Source organism: Chryseomicrobium excrementi (assembly GCF_002798305.1).
In the GTDB taxonomy this organism is placed as follows: domain Bacteria; phylum Bacillota; class Bacilli; order Bacillales_A; family Planococcaceae; genus Chryseomicrobium; species Chryseomicrobium excrementi.
Map to the genome: position 1 here is coordinate 325,992 of NZ_PCGR01000003.1, position 18,029 is coordinate 344,020.

The 18,029-nt window shown below is 45.6% G+C and carries 19 protein-coding genes and 1 other annotated feature; all 19 genes read left to right on the top strand.

From position 1 onward, the window contains the following. The first annotated feature begins 357 nt into the window (after positions 1-357). A complete protein-coding gene (cysE, locus tag CQS04_RS10635; protein WP_100354126.1) occupies positions 358-1,017 on the top strand; it encodes a serine O-acetyltransferase in 660 nt (219 codons plus the stop codon). Next, positions 1,014-2,414 (top strand): cysteine--tRNA ligase, encoded by a 1,401-nt coding sequence (gene cysS / locus CQS04_RS10640; protein ID WP_100354127.1) that lies wholly within the window; start codon positions 1,014-1,016, stop codon positions 2,412-2,414. The genes cysE and cysS overlap by 4 nt, the downstream gene beginning before the upstream one ends. Positions 2,415-2,418: 4 nt before the next feature. Next, a complete protein-coding gene (locus CQS04_RS10645; protein WP_100354128.1) occupies positions 2,419-2,835 on the top strand; it encodes a Mini-ribonuclease 3 in 417 nt (138 codons plus the stop codon). After that, positions 2,832-3,593: a 23S rRNA (guanosine(2251)-2'-O)-methyltransferase RlmB gene (gene rlmB, locus CQS04_RS10650; protein WP_100354129.1), complete on the top strand. Its 762-nt coding sequence runs from the start codon at positions 2,832-2,834 to the stop codon at positions 3,591-3,593. The genes CQS04_RS10645 and rlmB overlap by 4 nt, the downstream gene beginning before the upstream one ends. A 1-nt stretch (position 3,594) precedes the next feature. Beyond that, on the top strand, positions 3,595-4,107 hold the full coding sequence (locus tag CQS04_RS10655) for an NYN domain-containing protein (RefSeq protein WP_100354130.1): 513 nt from the start codon (positions 3,595-3,597) through the stop codon (positions 4,105-4,107). Between the two features lie 63 nt (positions 4,108-4,170). Then, a complete protein-coding gene (gene sigH, locus CQS04_RS10660) occupies positions 4,171-4,815 on the top strand; it encodes an RNA polymerase sporulation sigma factor SigH (protein WP_100354131.1) in 645 nt (214 codons plus the stop codon). Between the two features lie 83 nt (positions 4,816-4,898). After that, a complete protein-coding gene (rpmG, locus tag CQS04_RS10665; protein ID WP_094942228.1) occupies positions 4,899-5,042 on the top strand; it encodes a 50S ribosomal protein L33 in 144 nt (47 codons plus the stop codon). A gap of 41 nt (positions 5,043-5,083) precedes the next feature. Then, positions 5,084-5,269: a preprotein translocase subunit SecE gene (gene secE / locus CQS04_RS10670; RefSeq protein ID WP_094942227.1), complete on the top strand. Its 186-nt coding sequence runs from the start codon at positions 5,084-5,086 to the stop codon at positions 5,267-5,269. 85 nt (positions 5,270-5,354) lie between these two features. Then, the gene (gene nusG / locus CQS04_RS10675) at positions 5,355-5,888 is read left to right on the top strand and encodes a transcription termination/antitermination protein NusG (protein WP_094942226.1); all 534 of its coding nucleotides are present in this window, start codon (positions 5,355-5,357) and stop codon (positions 5,886-5,888) included. Positions 5,889-6,060: 172 nt separating this feature from the next. Next, a complete protein-coding gene (gene rplK / locus CQS04_RS10680) occupies positions 6,061-6,486 on the top strand; it encodes a 50S ribosomal protein L11 (protein ID WP_165767464.1) in 426 nt (141 codons plus the stop codon). A gap of 127 nt (positions 6,487-6,613) precedes the next feature. Beyond that, a complete protein-coding gene (rplA, locus tag CQS04_RS10685; RefSeq protein ID WP_094942224.1) occupies positions 6,614-7,309 on the top strand; it encodes a 50S ribosomal protein L1 in 696 nt (231 codons plus the stop codon). A 43-nt stretch (positions 7,310-7,352) separates the two neighbouring features. Continuing rightward, positions 7,353-7,499, top strand: a sequence feature (ribosomal protein L10 leader region). A gap of 31 nt (positions 7,500-7,530) precedes the next feature. Further along, positions 7,531-8,031 carry a 50S ribosomal protein L10 gene (gene rplJ, locus CQS04_RS10690; protein ID WP_094942223.1) on the top strand — a complete coding sequence of 167 codons (501 nt, stop codon included), beginning with the start codon at positions 7,531-7,533 and terminating at the stop codon, positions 8,029-8,031. A 50-nt stretch (positions 8,032-8,081) separates the two neighbouring features. Continuing rightward, positions 8,082-8,444, top strand: a complete 363-nt coding sequence (gene rplL, locus CQS04_RS10695) for a 50S ribosomal protein L7/L12 (RefSeq protein WP_100354132.1) — start codon at positions 8,082-8,084, stop codon at positions 8,442-8,444. 82 nt (positions 8,445-8,526) lie between these two features. Beyond that, positions 8,527-9,126 (top strand): class I SAM-dependent methyltransferase, encoded by a 600-nt coding sequence (locus CQS04_RS10700; RefSeq protein WP_100354133.1) that lies wholly within the window; start codon positions 8,527-8,529, stop codon positions 9,124-9,126. 194 nt (positions 9,127-9,320) lie between these two features. After that, positions 9,321-12,872, top strand: coding sequence for a DNA-directed RNA polymerase subunit beta (gene rpoB / locus CQS04_RS10705; RefSeq protein WP_100354134.1), 3,552 nt, complete (start codon positions 9,321-9,323; stop codon positions 12,870-12,872). Positions 12,873-12,996: 124 nt separating this feature from the next. Further along, positions 12,997-16,572: a DNA-directed RNA polymerase subunit beta' gene (rpoC, locus tag CQS04_RS10710; RefSeq protein WP_425430243.1), complete on the top strand. Its 3,576-nt coding sequence runs from the start codon at positions 12,997-12,999 to the stop codon at positions 16,570-16,572. 144 nt (positions 16,573-16,716) lie between these two features. After that, positions 16,717-16,965 (top strand): ribosomal L7Ae/L30e/S12e/Gadd45 family protein, encoded by a 249-nt coding sequence (locus CQS04_RS10715; RefSeq protein ID WP_100354136.1) that lies wholly within the window; start codon positions 16,717-16,719, stop codon positions 16,963-16,965. Between the two features lie 100 nt (positions 16,966-17,065). Beyond that, positions 17,066-17,485, top strand: coding sequence for a 30S ribosomal protein S12 (gene rpsL / locus CQS04_RS10720; RefSeq protein WP_094942217.1), 420 nt, complete (start codon positions 17,066-17,068; stop codon positions 17,483-17,485). 41 nt (positions 17,486-17,526) lie between these two features. Continuing rightward, a complete protein-coding gene (rpsG, locus tag CQS04_RS10725) occupies positions 17,527-17,997 on the top strand; it encodes a 30S ribosomal protein S7 (RefSeq protein ID WP_094942216.1) in 471 nt (156 codons plus the stop codon). Positions 17,998-18,029 lie beyond the last annotated feature (32 nt).

Consider the following 18,029-nt stretch of genomic DNA (forward strand, 5'->3'; position numbering starts at 1 on the left):
TGCAACTTTGAAATGCACCTCTGAGCGCTGTGCTGAACTAGTAGTAGGCCAGACGATTCGCCCTCGTTACGGGTAGGAAAAGTGGGATTCTTTTTTGAAGAATTCCTCATCAGAGTGGAACCGTGCAACCAGCGCCTCTGTCTAGTCGATTTGACTAGACGGGGCGCTTTTTTCGTGAGAGAGAGTGGGTGTGATTTGGTTTCCATAATACTACTTGGGGCGTGAAATGAGCGTCTTGGGTCTTTAAATGGAATCACTCGGGCACCAAATCCCTGCTCTCGGTCCTTAAAACAAACTTGTCGGTCGTCAAATTGAACGACCGTATCACAATCTATGTATGCAAAAGGAGGAACCTGCATGTTCACACGTATGAAAGAAGACATTGCGACCGTCTTCGAGCAAGATCCCGCAGCACGCAGCGTCTTGGAAGTTGTCTTGACCTATTCCGGATTGCACGCTGTCTGGGCACATCGCATCGCACATGCACTATTTCGTAATAAATTATTTTTCCTAGCGCGCGTTGTCTCGCAAGTCAGTCGCTTCTTTACTGGAATTGAAATTCATCCAGGAGCTAAAATCGGCCGCCGCTTCTTCATCGACCACGGCATGGGAGTCGTGATTGGTGAGACCTGTGAAATCGGAGACGACTGTATTCTCTTCCAAGGAGTCACGCTTGGTGGAACTGGGAAAGAGAAAGGAAAACGTCACCCGACGCTCGGTAACAACGTGCTTGTCGCCACAGGGGCCAAAGTACTGGGCTCTATCACATTAGGGGATAACAGCAAGGTCGGAGCCGGGTCCGTGGTGTTAAAAGATGTTCCATCCAATGCTACCGTCGTTGGTATACCAGGAAAAGTCGTCGTATTAGACGGTGTCCGTGTGAAGCAGAACTTAAACCATCAAAACATTCCGGACCCAGTGGATGAACGCTGTCAGCAGATGGAAGACTGCATTCAGAAGCTGCAACGAGAATTAGATCGTCTAAGTGCGCAATTACGAGAGGAGAGAGGACAATGAGCATTCGTATTTTCAACACGTTGACTCGTGAAAAGGAGACATTCGTTCCGTTAGAAGAAGGAAAGGTGAAGATGTATGTGTGTGGACCGACTGTCTACAACTACATCCATATTGGGAATGCCCGTCCTGTCATCGTCTACGATACAGTGCGCAACTATCTGACGTATCGCGGGTACGACGTTCATTTCGTCTCGAACTTCACAGACGTCGACGATAAAATCATCAAGGCAGCAAACGAGCTTGGTGAAGAAGTCTCTGAACTGACAGAGCGCTTTATCGAAGCCTACTTTGCGGACATCGAGGCACTGGGATGCCATCGTGCAGACGACCACCCTCGCGTGACGGACCATATGGACCAGATCATCGATTTCATTCAAGTGCTTATCGACAAAGGCTATGCGTACGAGTCGCAAGGAGACGTTTACTACCGCACTCGCAAGTTCGAAGGCTACGGCAAACTGTCTCATCAAGACATCAACGACTTGAAGAGTGGCGCTCGCATTGAAGTCGGCGAGAAAAAAGAAGACGCGCTTGACTTTGCGTTATGGAAAGCGGCGAAGCCAGGTGAGATCTCCTGGGAAAGCCCATGGGGCGCCGGCCGTCCAGGATGGCACATCGAATGTTCTGTTATGGCACGAGACATTTTAGGGGATACAATCGACATCCACGCAGGTGGACAAGACTTGACGTTCCCGCACCATGAGAACGAAATTGCTCAGTCAGAAGCGCACAACGATAAAGAGTTCGCGCGCTACTGGATGCATAATGGGTACATCAATATCGACAACGAGAAGATGTCAAAGTCACTAGGCAATTTCGTCCTTGTCAACGACATTCGCAAGCATATCGACCCACAAGTACTTCGTTTCTTCATGCTCAGCGTGCATTACCGCAATCCGATCAACTATTCAGGAGAGCTTGTGGAGCAAGCAGAGGCAGGACTTGACCGTATTCGCACGTCTTATACGAATGTCTTGCATCGTCTAGAGCACTCAGCAGACCTTGGGGATCAAGACGACATGTGGACATTCCAGTTGAACGAACAGATCAAAGCGTTTGAAGACGCGATGGACGATGACTTCAACACGGCGAATGCGATTGCTGTGCTGTTTGAGATTGCGAAGCAAGCAAACGTCTATTTGAAGCAGAACCAGACGTCTGTAGCTGTGTTGACGGCATATGCATCAACACTAGAAAAGTTCATGCAAGTGCTCGGTTTGAAAGTGGCTGCTGAAAAAGAATTGTTGGACGAAGAAATCGATTCATTGATCGAAGAGCGCAATCAAGCTCGTAAAGACCGCAACTTCGCACGTGCCGACGAGATTCGCGACCAGCTGAAAGAGCTCAACATTCTGCTTGAAGACACTGCACAGGGTGTCCGCTGGAAGCGGGGCTAACTAGATGACTTTAACTCCTGCTGATGTGAAACAACTGAATGCTTTGGCGCTTGCCTATATGGGGGATGCCGTACTTGAACGTGCGGTCCGCGAACACCTATTGGTGAACGGGATGATCCGTCCCAACGCGCTGCACCGAGAAGCAACGAATTACGTCTCTGCCAAGGCGCAGAGCTTAATCGTCCATACCATGCTTGAAAACGAATTTTTGACCGAAGAAGAAATGGCGACGTACAGACGCGGCAGAAATGCCAAGTCCGGTACTGTCCCGAAAAATACCGATGTGCAGACGTACCGAGCGAGCACAGGTTTTGAAGCTGTGCTCGGCAGCCTGTACCTACGCGGCGAACACGACCGAGTAGAAGAACTGCTACGTTATGCCATCGAGTTGATCGATAGCCGAAAGGAGGCAACATCATGACAGAACATATAACACAGACTGGTGAAATTATCGCAGGGAAGAACCCTGTCCTTGAATCATTAAAAGCCGGCCGTGAGATGAACAAAATCTGGATCGGAGAAGGAACGCAAAAAGGGGGCGTTGCGGAAATCGTCAAACTGGCGAAGGAAGCAGGCGTCATCGTCCAGTTCGTTCCTAAGAAAAAACTCGACCAGTTAACAGACTCCGTTCACCAAGGCGTCGTAGCTTCCGTAGCTGCTTACAGCTACGCAGAGCTTGACGACATGTTTGCGCTTGCTGAAAAACAGGGGCAAGACCCATTCATCTTAATCCTAGATGAACTTGAGGACCCGCATAACCTTGGTTCGATTTTACGTACGGCAGACGCTTCAGGAGTTCACGGTATCATCATTCCAAAACGACGCGCTGTAGGTCTGACGGCAGTTGTAGCGAAAGCTTCAACAGGTGCCATCGAACACGTGCCGGTACACCGAGCGACGAATCTTGCTCAAACGATTGATGAGTTAAAAAAACGTGGCGTGTGGATTGCAGGAACAGACGCAAAAGGTTCTACAGACTACCGCCGAATGGATGCGACACTGCCGCTTGCTATCATCATCGGTGGAGAAGGCAAAGGAATGGGGCGCCTACTCCGAGACAAGTGTGACTTCTTGTACCACTTGCCAATGATTGGCCACGTCACGAGCCTGAACGCCTCTGTTGCTGCGTCGCTTTTGATGTATGAAGTGTACCGAAACCGTCATCCTCTAGGGTCCTGATATGAAGCAGATTCTTCTTGTTGATGGCTACAACATCATCGGGGCTTGGAAAGAGCTGCGCGCGCTTAAAGACACAAAGCTGCTAGATGCGCGCGACCGGTTGATTGAGCATATGGCTGAATACCAGGCATTTATGGGGTGCGAGGTCATCATTGTATTTGACGCGCATCTGGTGCCTGGTATCGAGGCGAAAGAACAGAAGTATAAGCTGCAAATCATTTATACACGTGAGAACGAAACTGCAGATGAACGCATTGAAAAATTAGCTGCACAGCTGATCAATCGCCGGACAGAAGTGATCGTAGCAACATCCGATTCCATCGAACAATGGGTCATCTTTGCGCAAGGAGCTCTTCGGAAATCCGCGCGAGAGTTAGAGATTGAGATGGAGCTTGTCGAGACACAGATCACTAAGGAAGTACGGACAATTCAGTCCACAAATGCTCATTCTAAGATTCCGCTGACGCAAGAAGTGGCAGAAATTTTTGAAAAATGGCGCAGAGGATTGAAATGATGCATTGAAGGCACTTCCCAACTTCTGTATACTAGAGGTAACAAGCGCATCCGAGGTGACTTCATGGATAAGACAGCACATGGGCATGCTCCCTTTTCACAGCAGTCGGATGAAGAGGTTCTAGAACTCATTCATGCCGGCAATACAGAAGCACTCGATTTTCTCATCACCAAATACAAGCCACTCGTCCGCATGAAAGGCAAGTCGTATTTCCTGATCGGTGCCGACCGGGAAGATATCTTACAAGAAGGCATGATTGGTCTTTATAAAGCCATTCGTGATTTCCGCGAGGAGAAGCTCACGTCCTTCCGAGCTTTTGCTGAGCTATGCATCACGCGTCAAATCATTACGGCTATCAAGACGGCTACGCGACAGAAGCACATTCCGCTGAACTCGTACGTCTCACTCGATAAGCCGGTGTATTTTGACGAGGAGTCAGAGCGAACACTCCTTGATACCATTGCTAGCACCGTCATCGACAATCCGGAGCAGCTGCTGATCAGCCAAGAGAGCTTTGATTTTATTGAAGAGAAGATGGGCGAGATGCTCAGTGATTTAGAGCAGCAAGTGCTCATGCTATACATTGAAGGGCAATCCTATCAGGAAATATCAGAGCAGCTGAACCGTCACGTCAAGTCCATCGACAACGCTCTGCAGCGGGTCAAACGCAAATTGGAACGCTATGCAGAAGTGAGTGTTATGAGCTGATTGGGGATTCATATCTGTTATTGACACAGGAAAATTCAGGTGTTACGCTTGTAAAAGACTCTACACGCCGAAAGGTGAATGGTATGTCTCAAAAAATCAGTTTAAGTTGTACACAGTGTGGCAGCCGTAACTATATCGTTCCTGCCAAAACGACATCAACGCGTATTGAACGCAAGAAATTTTGTGCCCATTGCAATGCACATACACTTCATAAGCAAACACTGTAAACATACATCGTAAGATCCCACGCATGGAGGTTTTAGCTCGAATGGCTAATGTAGGTAATTTCTTTAAAAACGTCGTTTCTGAGATGCGTAAGGTCAGCTGGCCGCGCCGTAAGGAACTTACACGTTACACGATCATTGTACTGTCCACGGTTGTAGTTGTTGCGTTATTCTTTGCTCTAGTTGATTTAGGAATTACAGAACTGTTCCGTTGGTATCTTGATCTGTAAGCAGCAGCAGTTTGATATGTGAACGAATAGCCCGTACTTGAACGGGTTTTTTCATTTGGAAAGAAAAAAGGAGGATTCCACACCGATGGAGAAGAATTGGTATGTTGTCCACACGTATTCTGGGTATGAAAACAAAGTAAAAGCAAACCTTGAAAAGCGCGTTGAGACGATGGGAATGCAGGACAAGATTTTCCGCGTCATCATTCCAGAAGAGCAAGAGACAGATTATAAAGATGGTAAAAAACGCACAGTCATGCGTAAAACGTTCCCGGGGTACGTTTTGGTTGAATTGATCATGACGGATGACGCTTGGTACGTTGTACGTAACACTCCAGGCGTAACAGGATTCATCGGGTCATCAGGTGGCGGTACAAAGCCGACGCCACTTCTTCCTGAAGAAGTTGACTTCATCCTGAAGCAAATGGGTATGTCCGAGCGTAAAGTGGAAATGGACTTTGAAATTGGCGAATTGGTTGAAGTACTTGAAGGACCGTTTGCACACTTCCAAGGGAAAGTTGAAGCGATCGACGGCTCTAAGGGCAAAATCACAGTTTCTGTCGACATGTTCGGCCGTGAAACAAACATGGAACTTGACTATGAGCAAGTTCAGAAAATATAATTTCCATTTCGCACTTGCGAAACCTTGGGAATTATAGTATCATTTCAAAGGTCAGGCTGAAAAAGTCTGCCTAACAAATTTTATTACTGTAAGCAGCGTAACGCTGAGAGACAGATATTGAGTGGGAGGGGCAACCCTATTACCACATCACGGACTTAAGGAGGTGTGTCTCGTGGCTAAAAAAGTGATTAAAGTTGTTAAACTACAAATCCCTGCAGGTAAAGCTAATCCAGCTCCACCAGTTGGACCAGCACTAGGTCAAGCAGGTGTGAACATCATGGGATTCTGTAAGGAGTTCAACGCACGTACTGCTGATCAAGCAGGACTAATCATTCCGGTTGAAATTTCTGTATTTGAAGACCGTTCATTTACATTCATTACAAAAACTCCACCGGCAGCAGTTCTACTTAAAGTAGCAGCTGGTATTCAATCTGGATCAGGTGAACCAAACCGCGTAAAAGTGGCAGTGGTGAAACGTGATAAAGTTCGCGAAATTGCAGAACAAAAAATGCCAGATTTAAATGCAGCATCTGTTGAAGCAGCTATGTTGATGGTTGAAGGTACTGCACGTAGCATGGGTATTACGATCGAAGACTAATACCGTGTTTACGTTTTTATGACGCGTTTGTTTTTGGGGGTTGTAGTTGTTCATATCATGAATAGCTACAGCCCTTAATTGTGGGAGGTTTATTCCGCTAAGACCACTATGAGGAGGACATTTTAAAATGGCTAAACAAGGTAAAAAATTACAAGATGCGGCGAAATTAGTAGACCGTACAAAATTATATTCTGTTGACGAGGCAATCGCACTTGCTAAAGAAACTAGCACTGTGAACTTCGATGCAACTGTTGAAGTGGCATTCCGTCTTGGAATCGACACTCGTAAAAACGACCAGCAAATCCGTGGAGCAGTGGTGCTTCCAAACGGAACTGGTAAAACTCAGCGTGTACTTGTATTCGCTAAAGGTGACAAAGCTAAAGAAGCAGAAGCTGCTGGCGCTGACTTCGTGGGCGATGCTGACTACATCAACAAAATCCAACAAGGTTGGTTTGACTTCGACGTGATCGTAGCGACTCCAGACATGATGGGTGAAGTTGGTAAAATCGGTCGTGTATTAGGACCAAAAGGCTTAATGCCAAACCCGAAAACAGGTACAGTTACATTTGATGTAACAAAAGCTGTTAACGAAATCAAAGCAGGTAAAGTTGAATACCGCGCTGATAAAGCTGGAATCATCCACGCTCCAATCGGTAAAGCTTCTTTCGACAACGAAAAGCTAGTAGAAAACTTCAAAACTGTATTTGAAACAATTCAAAAAGCTAAGCCATCAGCGGCTAAAGGTGTTTACATGAAGTCTGTAGTTGTAACAACAACTATGGGTCCTGCTGTGAAAATCGACGCTGCAGCTGCAGCAAAATAATTGTTGACAACTCCGAGAGACATCTGTTAAGATGTCTCTTGTTGTAACTTAATCATTTGTACCGAAGACAGCAGGTGCGCTTCACGCGCTTAATGTTCCTGCCGAGGACAAGCAAAATTCAGATTCTTTTTGATGATGACTTTTCCTGCCTTCGTGTCTTTCGAGATCCGGAGGCTTTTCTTTTGTCGGTATAAATGGCAATTCTAATAGGAGGTGCCACTATGAGCAAAGCAATCGAAACAAAACAAGTGCAAGTGAAAGAAATCGCTGAGAAATTCCAAGCTGCTGCTTCTGTTGTCGTTGTTGATTACCGTGGTTTAAACGTTGCGCAAGTAACAGAACTTCGTAAACAACTTCGTGAAGCTGGAGTGGAGTTCAAAGTATTCAAGAACTCACTTACTCGTCGTGCGACTGAGTCTGTTGGCTTTGAAGCATTAAACGAGCACTTAACAGGTCCAAACGCTGTTGCATTTTCTAACGAAGATGTAGTAGCTCCAGCGAAAATCATCAACGATTTCGCAAAAACGAACGAAGCGCTTGAAATCAAAGCGGGAATCATCGAAGGTACGGTTGCATCTGCAGCAGACGTTAAAGCTCTTGCAGAACTTCCATCACGCGAAGGCCTACTTTCTATGCTACTTTCTGTACTTCAAGCTCCAATGCGCAACTTCGCGCTTGCAACAAAAGCTGTTGCAGAACAAAAGGAAGAGCAAGGCGCTTAATAGCAGCCTCGTAGCTTCATAAACTTATATCCAAATAGGAGGAAATTAAAATGAAAAACGAGCAAATCTTAGAAGCAATCAAAGAAATGACAGTTCTTGAGCTTAACGACCTAGTAAAAGCAATCGAAGAAGAATTTGGTGTAACTGCTGCAGCTCCTGTAGCTATGGCTGGTGGCGCTGGTGCAGCTGCTGCTGAAGAGCAAACTGAATTTGACGTAATCCTAGCTTCTGCTGGCGATCAAAAAATTAAAGTAATCAAAGTGGTACGTGAAATCACTGGTCTTGGCTTGAAAGAAGCTAAAGAAGTAGTAGACAACGCACCAAAACCACTTAAAGAAGGCGTATCTAAAGAAGATGCTGAAGCAATCAAAGCTCAACTTGAAGAAGTAGGCGCTAACGTAGAAGTTAAGTAATTTCTTACTTCTTACATTGAAAAGCCCGTCATATTGGTGACGGGCTTTTCTTCTTTTTACGTTTTGGGAAGGAGGAACTATCATGAGCAACCACTATTATTCGAATCGCCCAAATGTAGAAAGCAAGCCGTCCAGCATTTCGCATACCGGTCGTGGCCATCAGTTCACATTGGAGACGGACAGGGGAGTTTTCAGCAAGAGTGGAGTAGATTTTGGCTCCCGTGTGCTCATGGAAGCATTTCAAGCGCCTCAGATAGAAGGGGATTTCGCTGATGTTGGATGTGGCTATGGTCCGATTGGACTGACGCTCGCCAAAGATTTTCCAGGCCGCGTAGTCCACATGGTAGACGTCAATGAGAGAGCAGTCGAGCTTGCCGGGAAAAATGCAAGCCGCAACGGGATTCAAAATGTGCGAATTGCCGTGAGTGATGGAATGGAACGTGTGCCAGATCAACTGGCTGCGGTCATCACCAATCCTCCAATTCGTGCGGGGAAAGAAACCATCTTTCGCTTCTACCAACAAGCGTATGATCGCTTGGCTTCGGGCGGAGAATTGTGGGTCGTCATCCAAAAGAAACAAGGGGCACCATCTACAAAAGACTTTCTCGAGGAACTATTCAGTGAAGTAGAAGTCGTAGAAAAAGTCAAGGGATATTGGATTTTAAACGCCAAGAAATATTGACTTGACAAAATGGCTATGATATTATAATAAAATGCAAAAATATTATTTTGTAGGAGTATGCCCATTTTTAAAGCATGCTTCATCAATTTGTTTATGTAATCGAAAATGAGCTCTAACTTAGAACTCGTTTTCTTTTTGTCTTTATCGCTGCACTGCAGCATAGAAAGAAAATTGTTTCTTGAGGGGTGAATAAGTTGACAGGTCAACTAGTTCAGTACGGACAACACCGCCAGCGCAGAAGTTTTGCGCGTATCAGTGAGGTGCTTGATCTTCCGAATCTGATTGAGATTCAGACGGCATCTTATGAGTGGTTTTTAGAAGAAGGATTGCGTGAAATGTTTAAAGACATCTCGCCAATCGAAGATTTTACAGGGAATCTTTCTCTGGAATTCGTCGACTACAAGCTGGGCGAACCTAAATACTCAGTAGACGAATCAAAAGAACGTGATGCTACGTATGCAGCGCCACTTCGTGTGAAAGTTCGTCTTCACAATAAAGAGACAGACGAAGTAAAAGAGCAAGACGTATTCATGGGTGACTTCCCACTTATGACAGAGACAGGCACATTCATCATCAATGGTGCTGAGCGTGTTATCGTTTCTCAGTTAGTTCGTTCCCCTAGTGTATATTTCCATGACAAAACAGATAAAAACGGTAAAAAAGGCTTCGGCGCTACAGTGATTCCAAACCGTGGTGCGTGGCTTGAGTATGAAATTGATGCAAAAGACGTAGTTTACGTCCGTATCGACCGTACTCGTAAGTTACCGGTTACTGTGTTATTGCGTGCTCTAGGTTTCGGCACTGACCAAGAAATCATCGATCTTCTTGGAGACAACGAATACCTTCGCAATACATTAGAAAAAGACAACACAGAAACTACAGAAAAAGCACTTCTTGAAATCTACGAGCGTCTACGTCCGGGCGAGCCGCCGACAGTAGAAAGCGCGAAGAGCCTTCTTTATTCTCGTTTCTTTGATGCGAAGCGTTATGATTTAGCGAATGTAGGTCGCTACAAAATGAACAAAAAGCTTCACATCAAAAACCGCCTATTCAACCAAACGATCGCTGAAACATTAGTCGATCCGGAAACAGGAGAAATCCTCGTTGAAGAAGGTACAATGATTGACCGTCGTGTGTTAGACCGTCTGATTCCAAACCTTGAAAACGGCATTGGATTCAAAACACTTTCTCAAGTGGGTGGCGTTCTAGAAGACGACATCACAATTCAGGCGATCAAAATCTACGCACCGAATGATGAGAACCAAAAAGAAATTACGGTTATCAGCAATGCGTACGTAGAAGAAGAAATAAAAAATATCACACCAGCGGATATCATTTCTTCGATCTCTTACTTCTTTAACCTATTATTCAATGTTGGAAACACAGATGACATCGATCACTTAGGAAATCGTCGTCTGCGCTCAGTCGGAGAGCTTCTTCAGAACCAGTTCCGTATCGGTCTTTCTCGTATGGAGCGTGTTGTACGTGAGCGTATGTCTATCAACGACACACAATCGATCGTACCGCAACAGCTGATCAACATCCGTCCTGTTATCGCGTCGATTAAAGAGTTCTTCGGTAGTTCTCAGTTATCTCAGTTCATGGATCAGACCAACCCACTTGCAGAGCTTACGCACAAGCGTCGTCTATCTGCACTTGGACCAGGTGGTTTGACACGTGAGCGTGCCGGCTTTGAAGTACGTGACGTTCACTACTCTCACTATGGCCGTATGTGTCCGATTGAAACGCCAGAGGGACCAAACATTGGTTTGATCAACTCCCTATCGAGCTTCGCGAAAGTGAACAAGTTCGGTTTCATCGAAACGCCATACCGTCGTGTTGATCCAGAAACGGGTCAAGTGACAAGCCGTATTGATTATTTAACAGCTGACGAAGAAGACAACTATGTAGTAGCACAAGCGAACTCGATTCTAACTGAAGACGGTAGCTTTGCTAATGAAGAAGTCGTTGGTCGTTTCCGTGGAGATAACACGGTATTCCGCCGCGAGCAAATCGACTACATGGACGTTTCACCGAAACAGGTTGTTTCGGCTGCGACAGCTTGTATCCCGTTCTTAGAGAACGATGACTCCAACCGTGCCCTAATGGGAGCGAACATGCAACGTCAAGCCGTGCCTCTATTAAACCCAGAAGCACCGTTTGTTGGAACAGGTATGGAGCACGTCAATGCTCGTGATTCAGGTGCTGCTGTAGTAGCGAAGTACCACGGAATCGTAGAACATGTAGAAGCAAAAGAAATTCGCGTTCGCCGTATCGAAGAAGTCGATGGCAAAGAAGTGAAAGGCGACTTAACTACGTATAAATTACAAAAATTCATCCGCTCGAACCAAGGGACAAGCTACAACCAGCGCCCGATCGTTCGTGTTGGTGATGTTGTAAAACCAAAAGACATTCTTGCGGACGGTCCATCTATGGAAGCTGGAGAGCTTGCGCTAGGTCGTAACGTTCTTGTTGCCTTCATGACTTGGGATGGATACAACTATGAGGATGCTGTCATCATGAGTGAACGTCTTGTTAAAGACGACGTCTACACTTCTGTTCATATTGAAGAGTATGAGTCAGAGTCTCGTGATACAAAGCTTGGGCCAGAGGAAATCACTCGTGATATTCCAAACGTCGGAGAAGAAGCACTTCGTAACTTAGACGATCGCGGAATTATCCGTATCGGTGCTGAAGTACGCGATGGCGATATCTTGGTTGGTAAAGTAACACCTAAAGGGGTTACCGAATTAACTGCAGAAGAGCGCCTGTTACACGCAATCTTCGGTGAAAAAGCGCGTGAAGTACGTGATACTTCTCTACGTGTGCCACACGGTGCCGGCGGAATCATCCTAGACGTGAAAGTATTCAACCGTGAAGACGGCGATGAGCTTCCACCAGGTGTAAACCAATTGGTTCGTGCGTACATCGTACAAAAACGTAAAATCTCTGTCGGAGATAAAATGGCGGGTCGTCACGGAAACAAAGGGGTTATCTCTCGCATCTTGCCGGAAGAAGATATGCCTTTCCTTCCAGACGGAACTCCAGTTGATATCATGTTGAACCCACTTGGTGTACCATCTCGTATGAACATCGGGCAGGTACTTGAGCTTCACTTAGGTATGGCTGCTCGTACACTTGGCGTTCATATGGCATCTCCAGTATTTGATGGAGCGAATGAAGAAGACGTATGGGAGACAATGGAAGAAGCCGGAATGAACCGCGACGGGAAAACCGTTCTTTATGATGGTCGATCTGGAGAACCATTTGATAACCGTGTCTCTGTCGGAATCATGTACATGATCAAACTTGCGCACATGGTTGACGATAAACTTCACGCTCGTTCTACAGGTCCTTACTCACTTGTTACGCAACAACCGCTGGGTGGTAAAGCTCAGTTCGGTGGTCAGCGTTTCGGGGAGATGGAGGTTTGGGCACTTGAGGCTTATGGTGCTGCTTACACACTTCAAGAAATCTTGACAGTAAAATCCGATGACGTGGTAGGTCGTGTGAAAACATACGAAGCCATCGTTAAAGGCGAAAGCGTTCCAGAACCAGGTGTTCCTGAATCATTCAAAGTATTGATCAAAGAACTTCAGTCATTAGGTATGGATGTGAAGATGATGACGATTGATGACGAGGAAATCGAGCTTCGCGATCTTGAAGAAGACGAAGACCTGCCATCAGCAGAATCACTTGGCATCTTGCCTCCAGCGGTAGAAGAGACTGCTGAAACAGTTGAATAAGAACTAATTTACTGCGGGGAGGGTTCTCCTTCCCGCCTATCTTAAAGCAGAGCTGCTTGAAGTCTTTTAAAGACAACACTAGAGGGAGGTAGGCTCCTTGATAGACGTTAATAACTTCGAATATATGAAAATTGGATTAGCTTCACCAGACAAGATTCGTTCATGGTCTTATGGAGAAGTTAAAAAACCAGAAACAATCAACTACCGTACACTAAAACCTGAGAAAGACGGGTTATTCTGTGAACGTATCTTCGGTCCTACAAAGGACTGGGAGTGTCACTGTGGAAAATACAAACGCGTCCGTTATAAAGGCGTCGTCTGTGACCGCTGTGGCGTTGAAGTCACACGTGCAAAAGTACGTCGTGAGCGCATGGGTCACATCGAGCTTGCTGCTCCTGTTTCTCATATTTGGTACTTCAAAGGTATTCCAAGCCGTATGGGCTTGATCTTAGATATGTCTCCACGTTCATTAGAAGAAGTCATTTACTTCGCTTCTTACGTGGTAGTCGACCCTGCGGATACACCTCTTGAAAAGAAACAACTTCTTTCTGAGAAAGAATACCGTGCATACCGCGATAAGTTCGGTACAAAATTCCAAGCAGCGATGGGTGCAGAGGCGATCAAACGCCTTCTTGAAGAAATCGACTTGGAAAAAGAAACCGATACACTAAAAGAAGAATTGAAAACTGCACAAGGTCAGCGTCGTACACGTGCAATCAAACGCCTTGAAGTAGTGGAATCATTCCGTAACTCTGGCAACAAGCCAGACTGGATGATCCTTGATGTTCTTCCTGTAATCCCACCGGAATTACGTCCGATGGTACAGCTAGACGGTGGACGTTTTGCGACGTCTGACTTGAATGACTTGTACCGCCGTGTCATCAACCGGAACAACCGTCTAAAACGCCTTTTAGACCTTGGTGCTCCAAGCATCATCGTTCAAAACGAAAAGCGTATGCTTCAAGAAGCTGTAGATGCACTAATTGACAATGGTCGTCGTGGCCGTCCAGTTACTGGACCAGGTAACCGTCCATTGAAATCGTTGTCTCACATGCTAAAAGGGAAGCAAGGACGTTTCCGTCAAAACTTACTTGGTAAACGTGTTGACTATTCAGGTCGTTCGGTTATCGTTGTAGGTCCTAACTTGAAAATGTACCAGTGTGGTCTACCAAAAGAGATGGCGATCGAGCTATTTAAGCCGTTCGTAATGAAGGAATTGGTAGAGCGCGGTCTGGCTCACAATATCAAATCTGCTAAACGTAAAATTGAACGTTTGCACTCTGAAGTATGGGATGTCTTAGAAGACGTTATTCGTGAGCATCCAGTTCTTCTAAACCGTGCACCAACGCTTCACCGTTTAGGAATCCAGGCATTCGAGCCGACACTTGTTGAAGGCCGTGCCATCCGTCTACACCCACTCGTATGTACAGCGTATAACGCCGACTTCGATGGTGACCAAATGGCGGTTCACGTTCCATTATCTGCAGAAGCACAAGCAGAAGCGCGTCTTCTAATGCTTGCTGCACAGAACATCTTGAACCCGAAAGATGGAAAACCAGTTGTTACACCATCTCAGGATATGGTATTAGGAAACTACTACTTAACTCTTGAGCGTGAAGGTGCAACAGGTGAAGGTTCTATCTTCTACGGTCCAGATGAAGTCTTACTTGCGTACACGAACGGACACGTGCATTTGCACTCTCGTATCGCAATCGCAGCTTCTTCTTTGAACAATCAAACGTTCACGGAAGAGCAAAACAAAATGTTGTTATTAACGACAGTTGGTAAAGTGATCTTCAACGAAATCCTTCCTAAGGAATTCCCGTATATCAACGAACCAACTGATTTCAACCTACAAGTAGAAACACCGGAGAAATACTTCGTTCCAACAAACACAGATGTGAAAAAACATTTTGAGGGCGTTGAACTAGTCTCTCCATTCAAGAAGAAAATTCTTGGAAACATCATCGCAGAAGTATTCAAGCAGTTCCACATTACAGAAACATCTAAAATGTTGGATCGCATGAAAGCTCTTGGATTCAAACACTCAACACGTGCAGGTATCACAATCGGTATCTCCGATATCGTGGTACTTCCGGACAAAGGAGAAATCCTAGAGGAAGCACAAGGCAAAGTGGACAAAGTAACGAAGCAGTTCCGTCGTGGTCTTATCACGGAGGACGAGCGTTATGCAAGTGTCATCAGCCAGTGGAGTAAAGCAAAAGAAGTCATCCAAGAAAAACTGATGCAATCTCTAGACAAATTGAACCCAATCTTCATGATGCAAGACTCTGGAGCACGTGGTAACGCGTCTAACTTCACGCAGCTTGCAGGGATGCGTGGTCTAATGGCCAACCCGGCTGGTCGTATCATCGAGTTACCGATCAAATCTTCATTCCGTGAAGGTCTGACAGTACTTGAATACTTCATCTCAACTCACGGTGCTCGTAAAGGTCTTGCCGATACAGCCCTGAAAACAGCTGACTCTGGTTACCTGACTCGTCGACTTGTTGACGTAGCACAAGATGTCATCGTTCGCGAAGACGATTGTGGTACAGACCGCGGTCTTGAAATTGGTTCACTTATGGAAGGTTCAGAGGTCATTGAGGACTTCAGCGAACGTATCGTTGGTCGTCACACGAAGAAAACAGTTTACCATCCAGAAACTGGTGCTGTGATCCTAGAAAAAGACGGCTTAATTACAACAGATATTGCTCGTGAAATTCTAGACGCTGGACTTGATAAATTAACAATCCGTTCTGCATTCACTTGTAATACAAAACATGGTGTATGTAAGAAGTGTTACGGTCTAAACCTTGCAACAGGCGACACAGTAGAAGTGGGAGAAGCAGTCGGTATCATTGCTGCCCAGTCTATCGGAGAGCCAGGTACACAGTTAACAATGCGTACATTCCACACAGGTGGGGTTGCCGGAGACGATATCACTCAAGGTCTTCCACGTATCCAAGAAATCTTTGAAGCCCGTAATCCAAAAGGACAAGCGGTCATCTCAGAAGTCAACGGTACGATTGCGAAGGTCGATGAGATTCGTGAAGGCCAAAAAGAAATTACAGTCCAAGGTGACGTGGAAACACGTAAATACTTGGCACCATACAATGCCCGTCTGAAAGTTGCTGAAGGGGATACAGTAGAACGTGGACAAGTTATGACAGAAGGTTCAATCGATCCGAAAGAGCTTCTTCGTGTCAAAGACGTCAACACAGTTCAACTGTACTTGCTGAAAGAAGTTCAGAAAGTATACCGTATGCAAGGGGTAGAAATCGGAGACAAACACATCGAGGTTATGGTTCGCCAGATGCTTCGTAAAGTGCGTGTCATCGAGGCAGGCGAAACGGAACTTCTTCCAGGATCCCTTCTGGATGTTCACCAATTCGCTGAAGCAAACCGTGATGCAGTTCTTGAAGGAAAACTTCCGGCTACTTGCCGTCCAGTTATCCTAGGGATCACAAAAGCATCTCTTGAAACGGAATCCTTCTTATCTGCTGCATCGTTCCAGGAGACAACTCGTGTCCTTACTGATGCTGCGATCAAAGGAAAACGTGATGAGTTGCTTGGTCTTAAAGAGAACGTTATTATCGGGAAGCTTGTCCCAGCAGGTACTGGTATGCAACGTTACCGTCAATTGCGCTTAGCAAAAGACGAGCTTGAAGAAGATTTAGAAACGATCAGTGCTGAATAAGCACTAGTCGATGAATCGCGGGCTCCTTCCGAGAGGAGAGAGTCCGTGATATTTTTATGGATTCGTGTTGACATGAATCTGTAGAGATGATAATATGTTTAAGGTTGATAGTTCCATGACTTGACCGCTTTGGAGGATATGCAAATGTCTTATGAAAAAGTGAAGCAAGCGCAGAAAACGATCATCGGTACAAAGCAAGCAGTAAAAGCTGCGCGAAAAGGACACTTGTCCGAAATTATTGTCGCGATGGATGCCGATCACCATGTGATTGCACCGGTTCTAGAAGTTGCACAACAGTTCAATATTCCAGTAACTCCAGTTCCATCAAAACAACAGCTTGGTAAAGTGGCTGGCCTTCGGGTTCACGCTTCTGTCGTAGCAATTGCTGACTAACGGTTTTTGTGAAATTCACAAAGCCTTTGTTTTTTACCTAAAAATGAACCACCTGGATGTGTGGTCTTAAATTAACTAGAAATGAAGGGAGGACAAATCGATGCCTACAATTAACCAATTGGTCCGTAAGCCTCGTAAATCCAACGTCACTAAGTCAAAATCACCAGCACTAGGAAAAGGCTACAACAGCTTTAAAAAATCAACGACAAACTTGAACTCGCCTCAAAAGCGTGGAGTTTGTACGCGTGTTGGAACAATGACACCGAAGAAACCGAACTCGGCTCTTCGTAAATATGCTCGTGTGCGTTTAACAAACACACTGGAAGTAACTGCTTACATTCCAGGTGAAGGTCACAACCTTCAAGAGCACAGTGTTGTACTTATCCGTGGCGGACGAGTAAAAGATTTACCAGGGGTACGCTACCACATCGTTCGTGGTGCACTTGATACTGCTGGTGTTAATGGTCGTATGCAAAGCCGTTCACTTTACGGTACTAAGCGTCCAAAAGAAAAGAAATAATTTAATTCAAATCGTACCAATCTTTGAAAGGAGGAAAACACATGCCTCGTAAAGGTCCTGTTTCCAAACGTGACGTGTTACCAGATCCAATTTACAATTCAAAGCTAGTAACACGCTTAATTAACAAAATGATGATTGATGGTAAAAGAGGTACTTCTCAAAAGATCCTTTATGGAGCGTTCGAATTAGTAAAAGAGCGTTCTGGTAAAGATCCACTAGAAGTATTCGAAGCTGCACTAAACAACGTAATGCCAGTACTAGAAGTACGCGCACGCCGTGTTGGTGGAGCAAACTACCAAGTACCGGTTGAGGTTCGCCCAGACCGTCGTTCTACTCTTGGTCTTCGTTACCTTGTAAACTACTCTCGCCTACGTGGAGAGAAAACAATGGAAGAGCGTTTAGCGAATGAAATCCTAGATGCATCTAACAACACTGGTGCTTCAGTTAAGAAGCGCGAAGATATGCACAAAATGGCGGAAGCGAACAAAGCATTCGCTCACTATCGCTGGTAGGATTTACTCGAATTTATACACTCTAATCCGAA

Excerpts from the sequence above, each read along its gene's own strand:
- CQS04_RS10700 (WP_100354133.1), top strand. The coding sequence starts at position 8,527 with ATGAGCAACCACTATTATTCGAATCGCCCAAATGTAGAAAGCAAGCCG.
- rpoC (WP_425430243.1), top strand. The coding sequence starts at position 12,997 with ATGAAAATTGGATTAGCTTCACCAGACAAGATTCGTTCATGGTCTTAT.
- rlmB (WP_100354129.1), top strand. The coding sequence starts at position 2,832 with ATGACAGAACATATAACACAGACTGGTGAAATTATCGCAGGGAAGAAC.
- secE (WP_094942227.1), top strand. The coding sequence starts at position 5,084 with ATGGCTAATGTAGGTAATTTCTTTAAAAACGTCGTTTCTGAGATGCGT.
- cysS (WP_100354127.1), top strand. The coding sequence starts at position 1,014 with ATGAGCATTCGTATTTTCAACACGTTGACTCGTGAAAAGGAGACATTC.
- rpsL (WP_094942217.1), top strand. The coding sequence starts at position 17,066 with ATGCCTACAATTAACCAATTGGTCCGTAAGCCTCGTAAATCCAACGTC.
- cysE (WP_100354126.1), top strand. The coding sequence starts at position 358 with ATGTTCACACGTATGAAAGAAGACATTGCGACCGTCTTCGAGCAAGAT.
- rplL (WP_100354132.1), top strand. The coding sequence starts at position 8,082 with ATGAAAAACGAGCAAATCTTAGAAGCAATCAAAGAAATGACAGTTCTT.
- rplA (WP_094942224.1), top strand. The coding sequence starts at position 6,614 with ATGGCTAAACAAGGTAAAAAATTACAAGATGCGGCGAAATTAGTAGAC.
- rplJ (WP_094942223.1), top strand. The coding sequence starts at position 7,531 with ATGAGCAAAGCAATCGAAACAAAACAAGTGCAAGTGAAAGAAATCGCT.
- rpmG (WP_094942228.1), top strand. The coding sequence starts at position 4,899 with ATGTCTCAAAAAATCAGTTTAAGTTGTACACAGTGTGGCAGCCGTAAC.
- sigH (WP_100354131.1), top strand. The coding sequence starts at position 4,171 with ATGGATAAGACAGCACATGGGCATGCTCCCTTTTCACAGCAGTCGGAT.
- rpsG (WP_094942216.1), top strand. The coding sequence starts at position 17,527 with ATGCCTCGTAAAGGTCCTGTTTCCAAACGTGACGTGTTACCAGATCCA.
- CQS04_RS10655 (WP_100354130.1), top strand. The coding sequence starts at position 3,595 with ATGAAGCAGATTCTTCTTGTTGATGGCTACAACATCATCGGGGCTTGG.
- CQS04_RS10715 (WP_100354136.1), top strand. The coding sequence starts at position 16,717 with ATGTCTTATGAAAAAGTGAAGCAAGCGCAGAAAACGATCATCGGTACA.
- nusG (WP_094942226.1), top strand. The coding sequence starts at position 5,355 with ATGGAGAAGAATTGGTATGTTGTCCACACGTATTCTGGGTATGAAAAC.
- CQS04_RS10645 (WP_100354128.1), top strand. The coding sequence starts at position 2,419 with ATGACTTTAACTCCTGCTGATGTGAAACAACTGAATGCTTTGGCGCTT.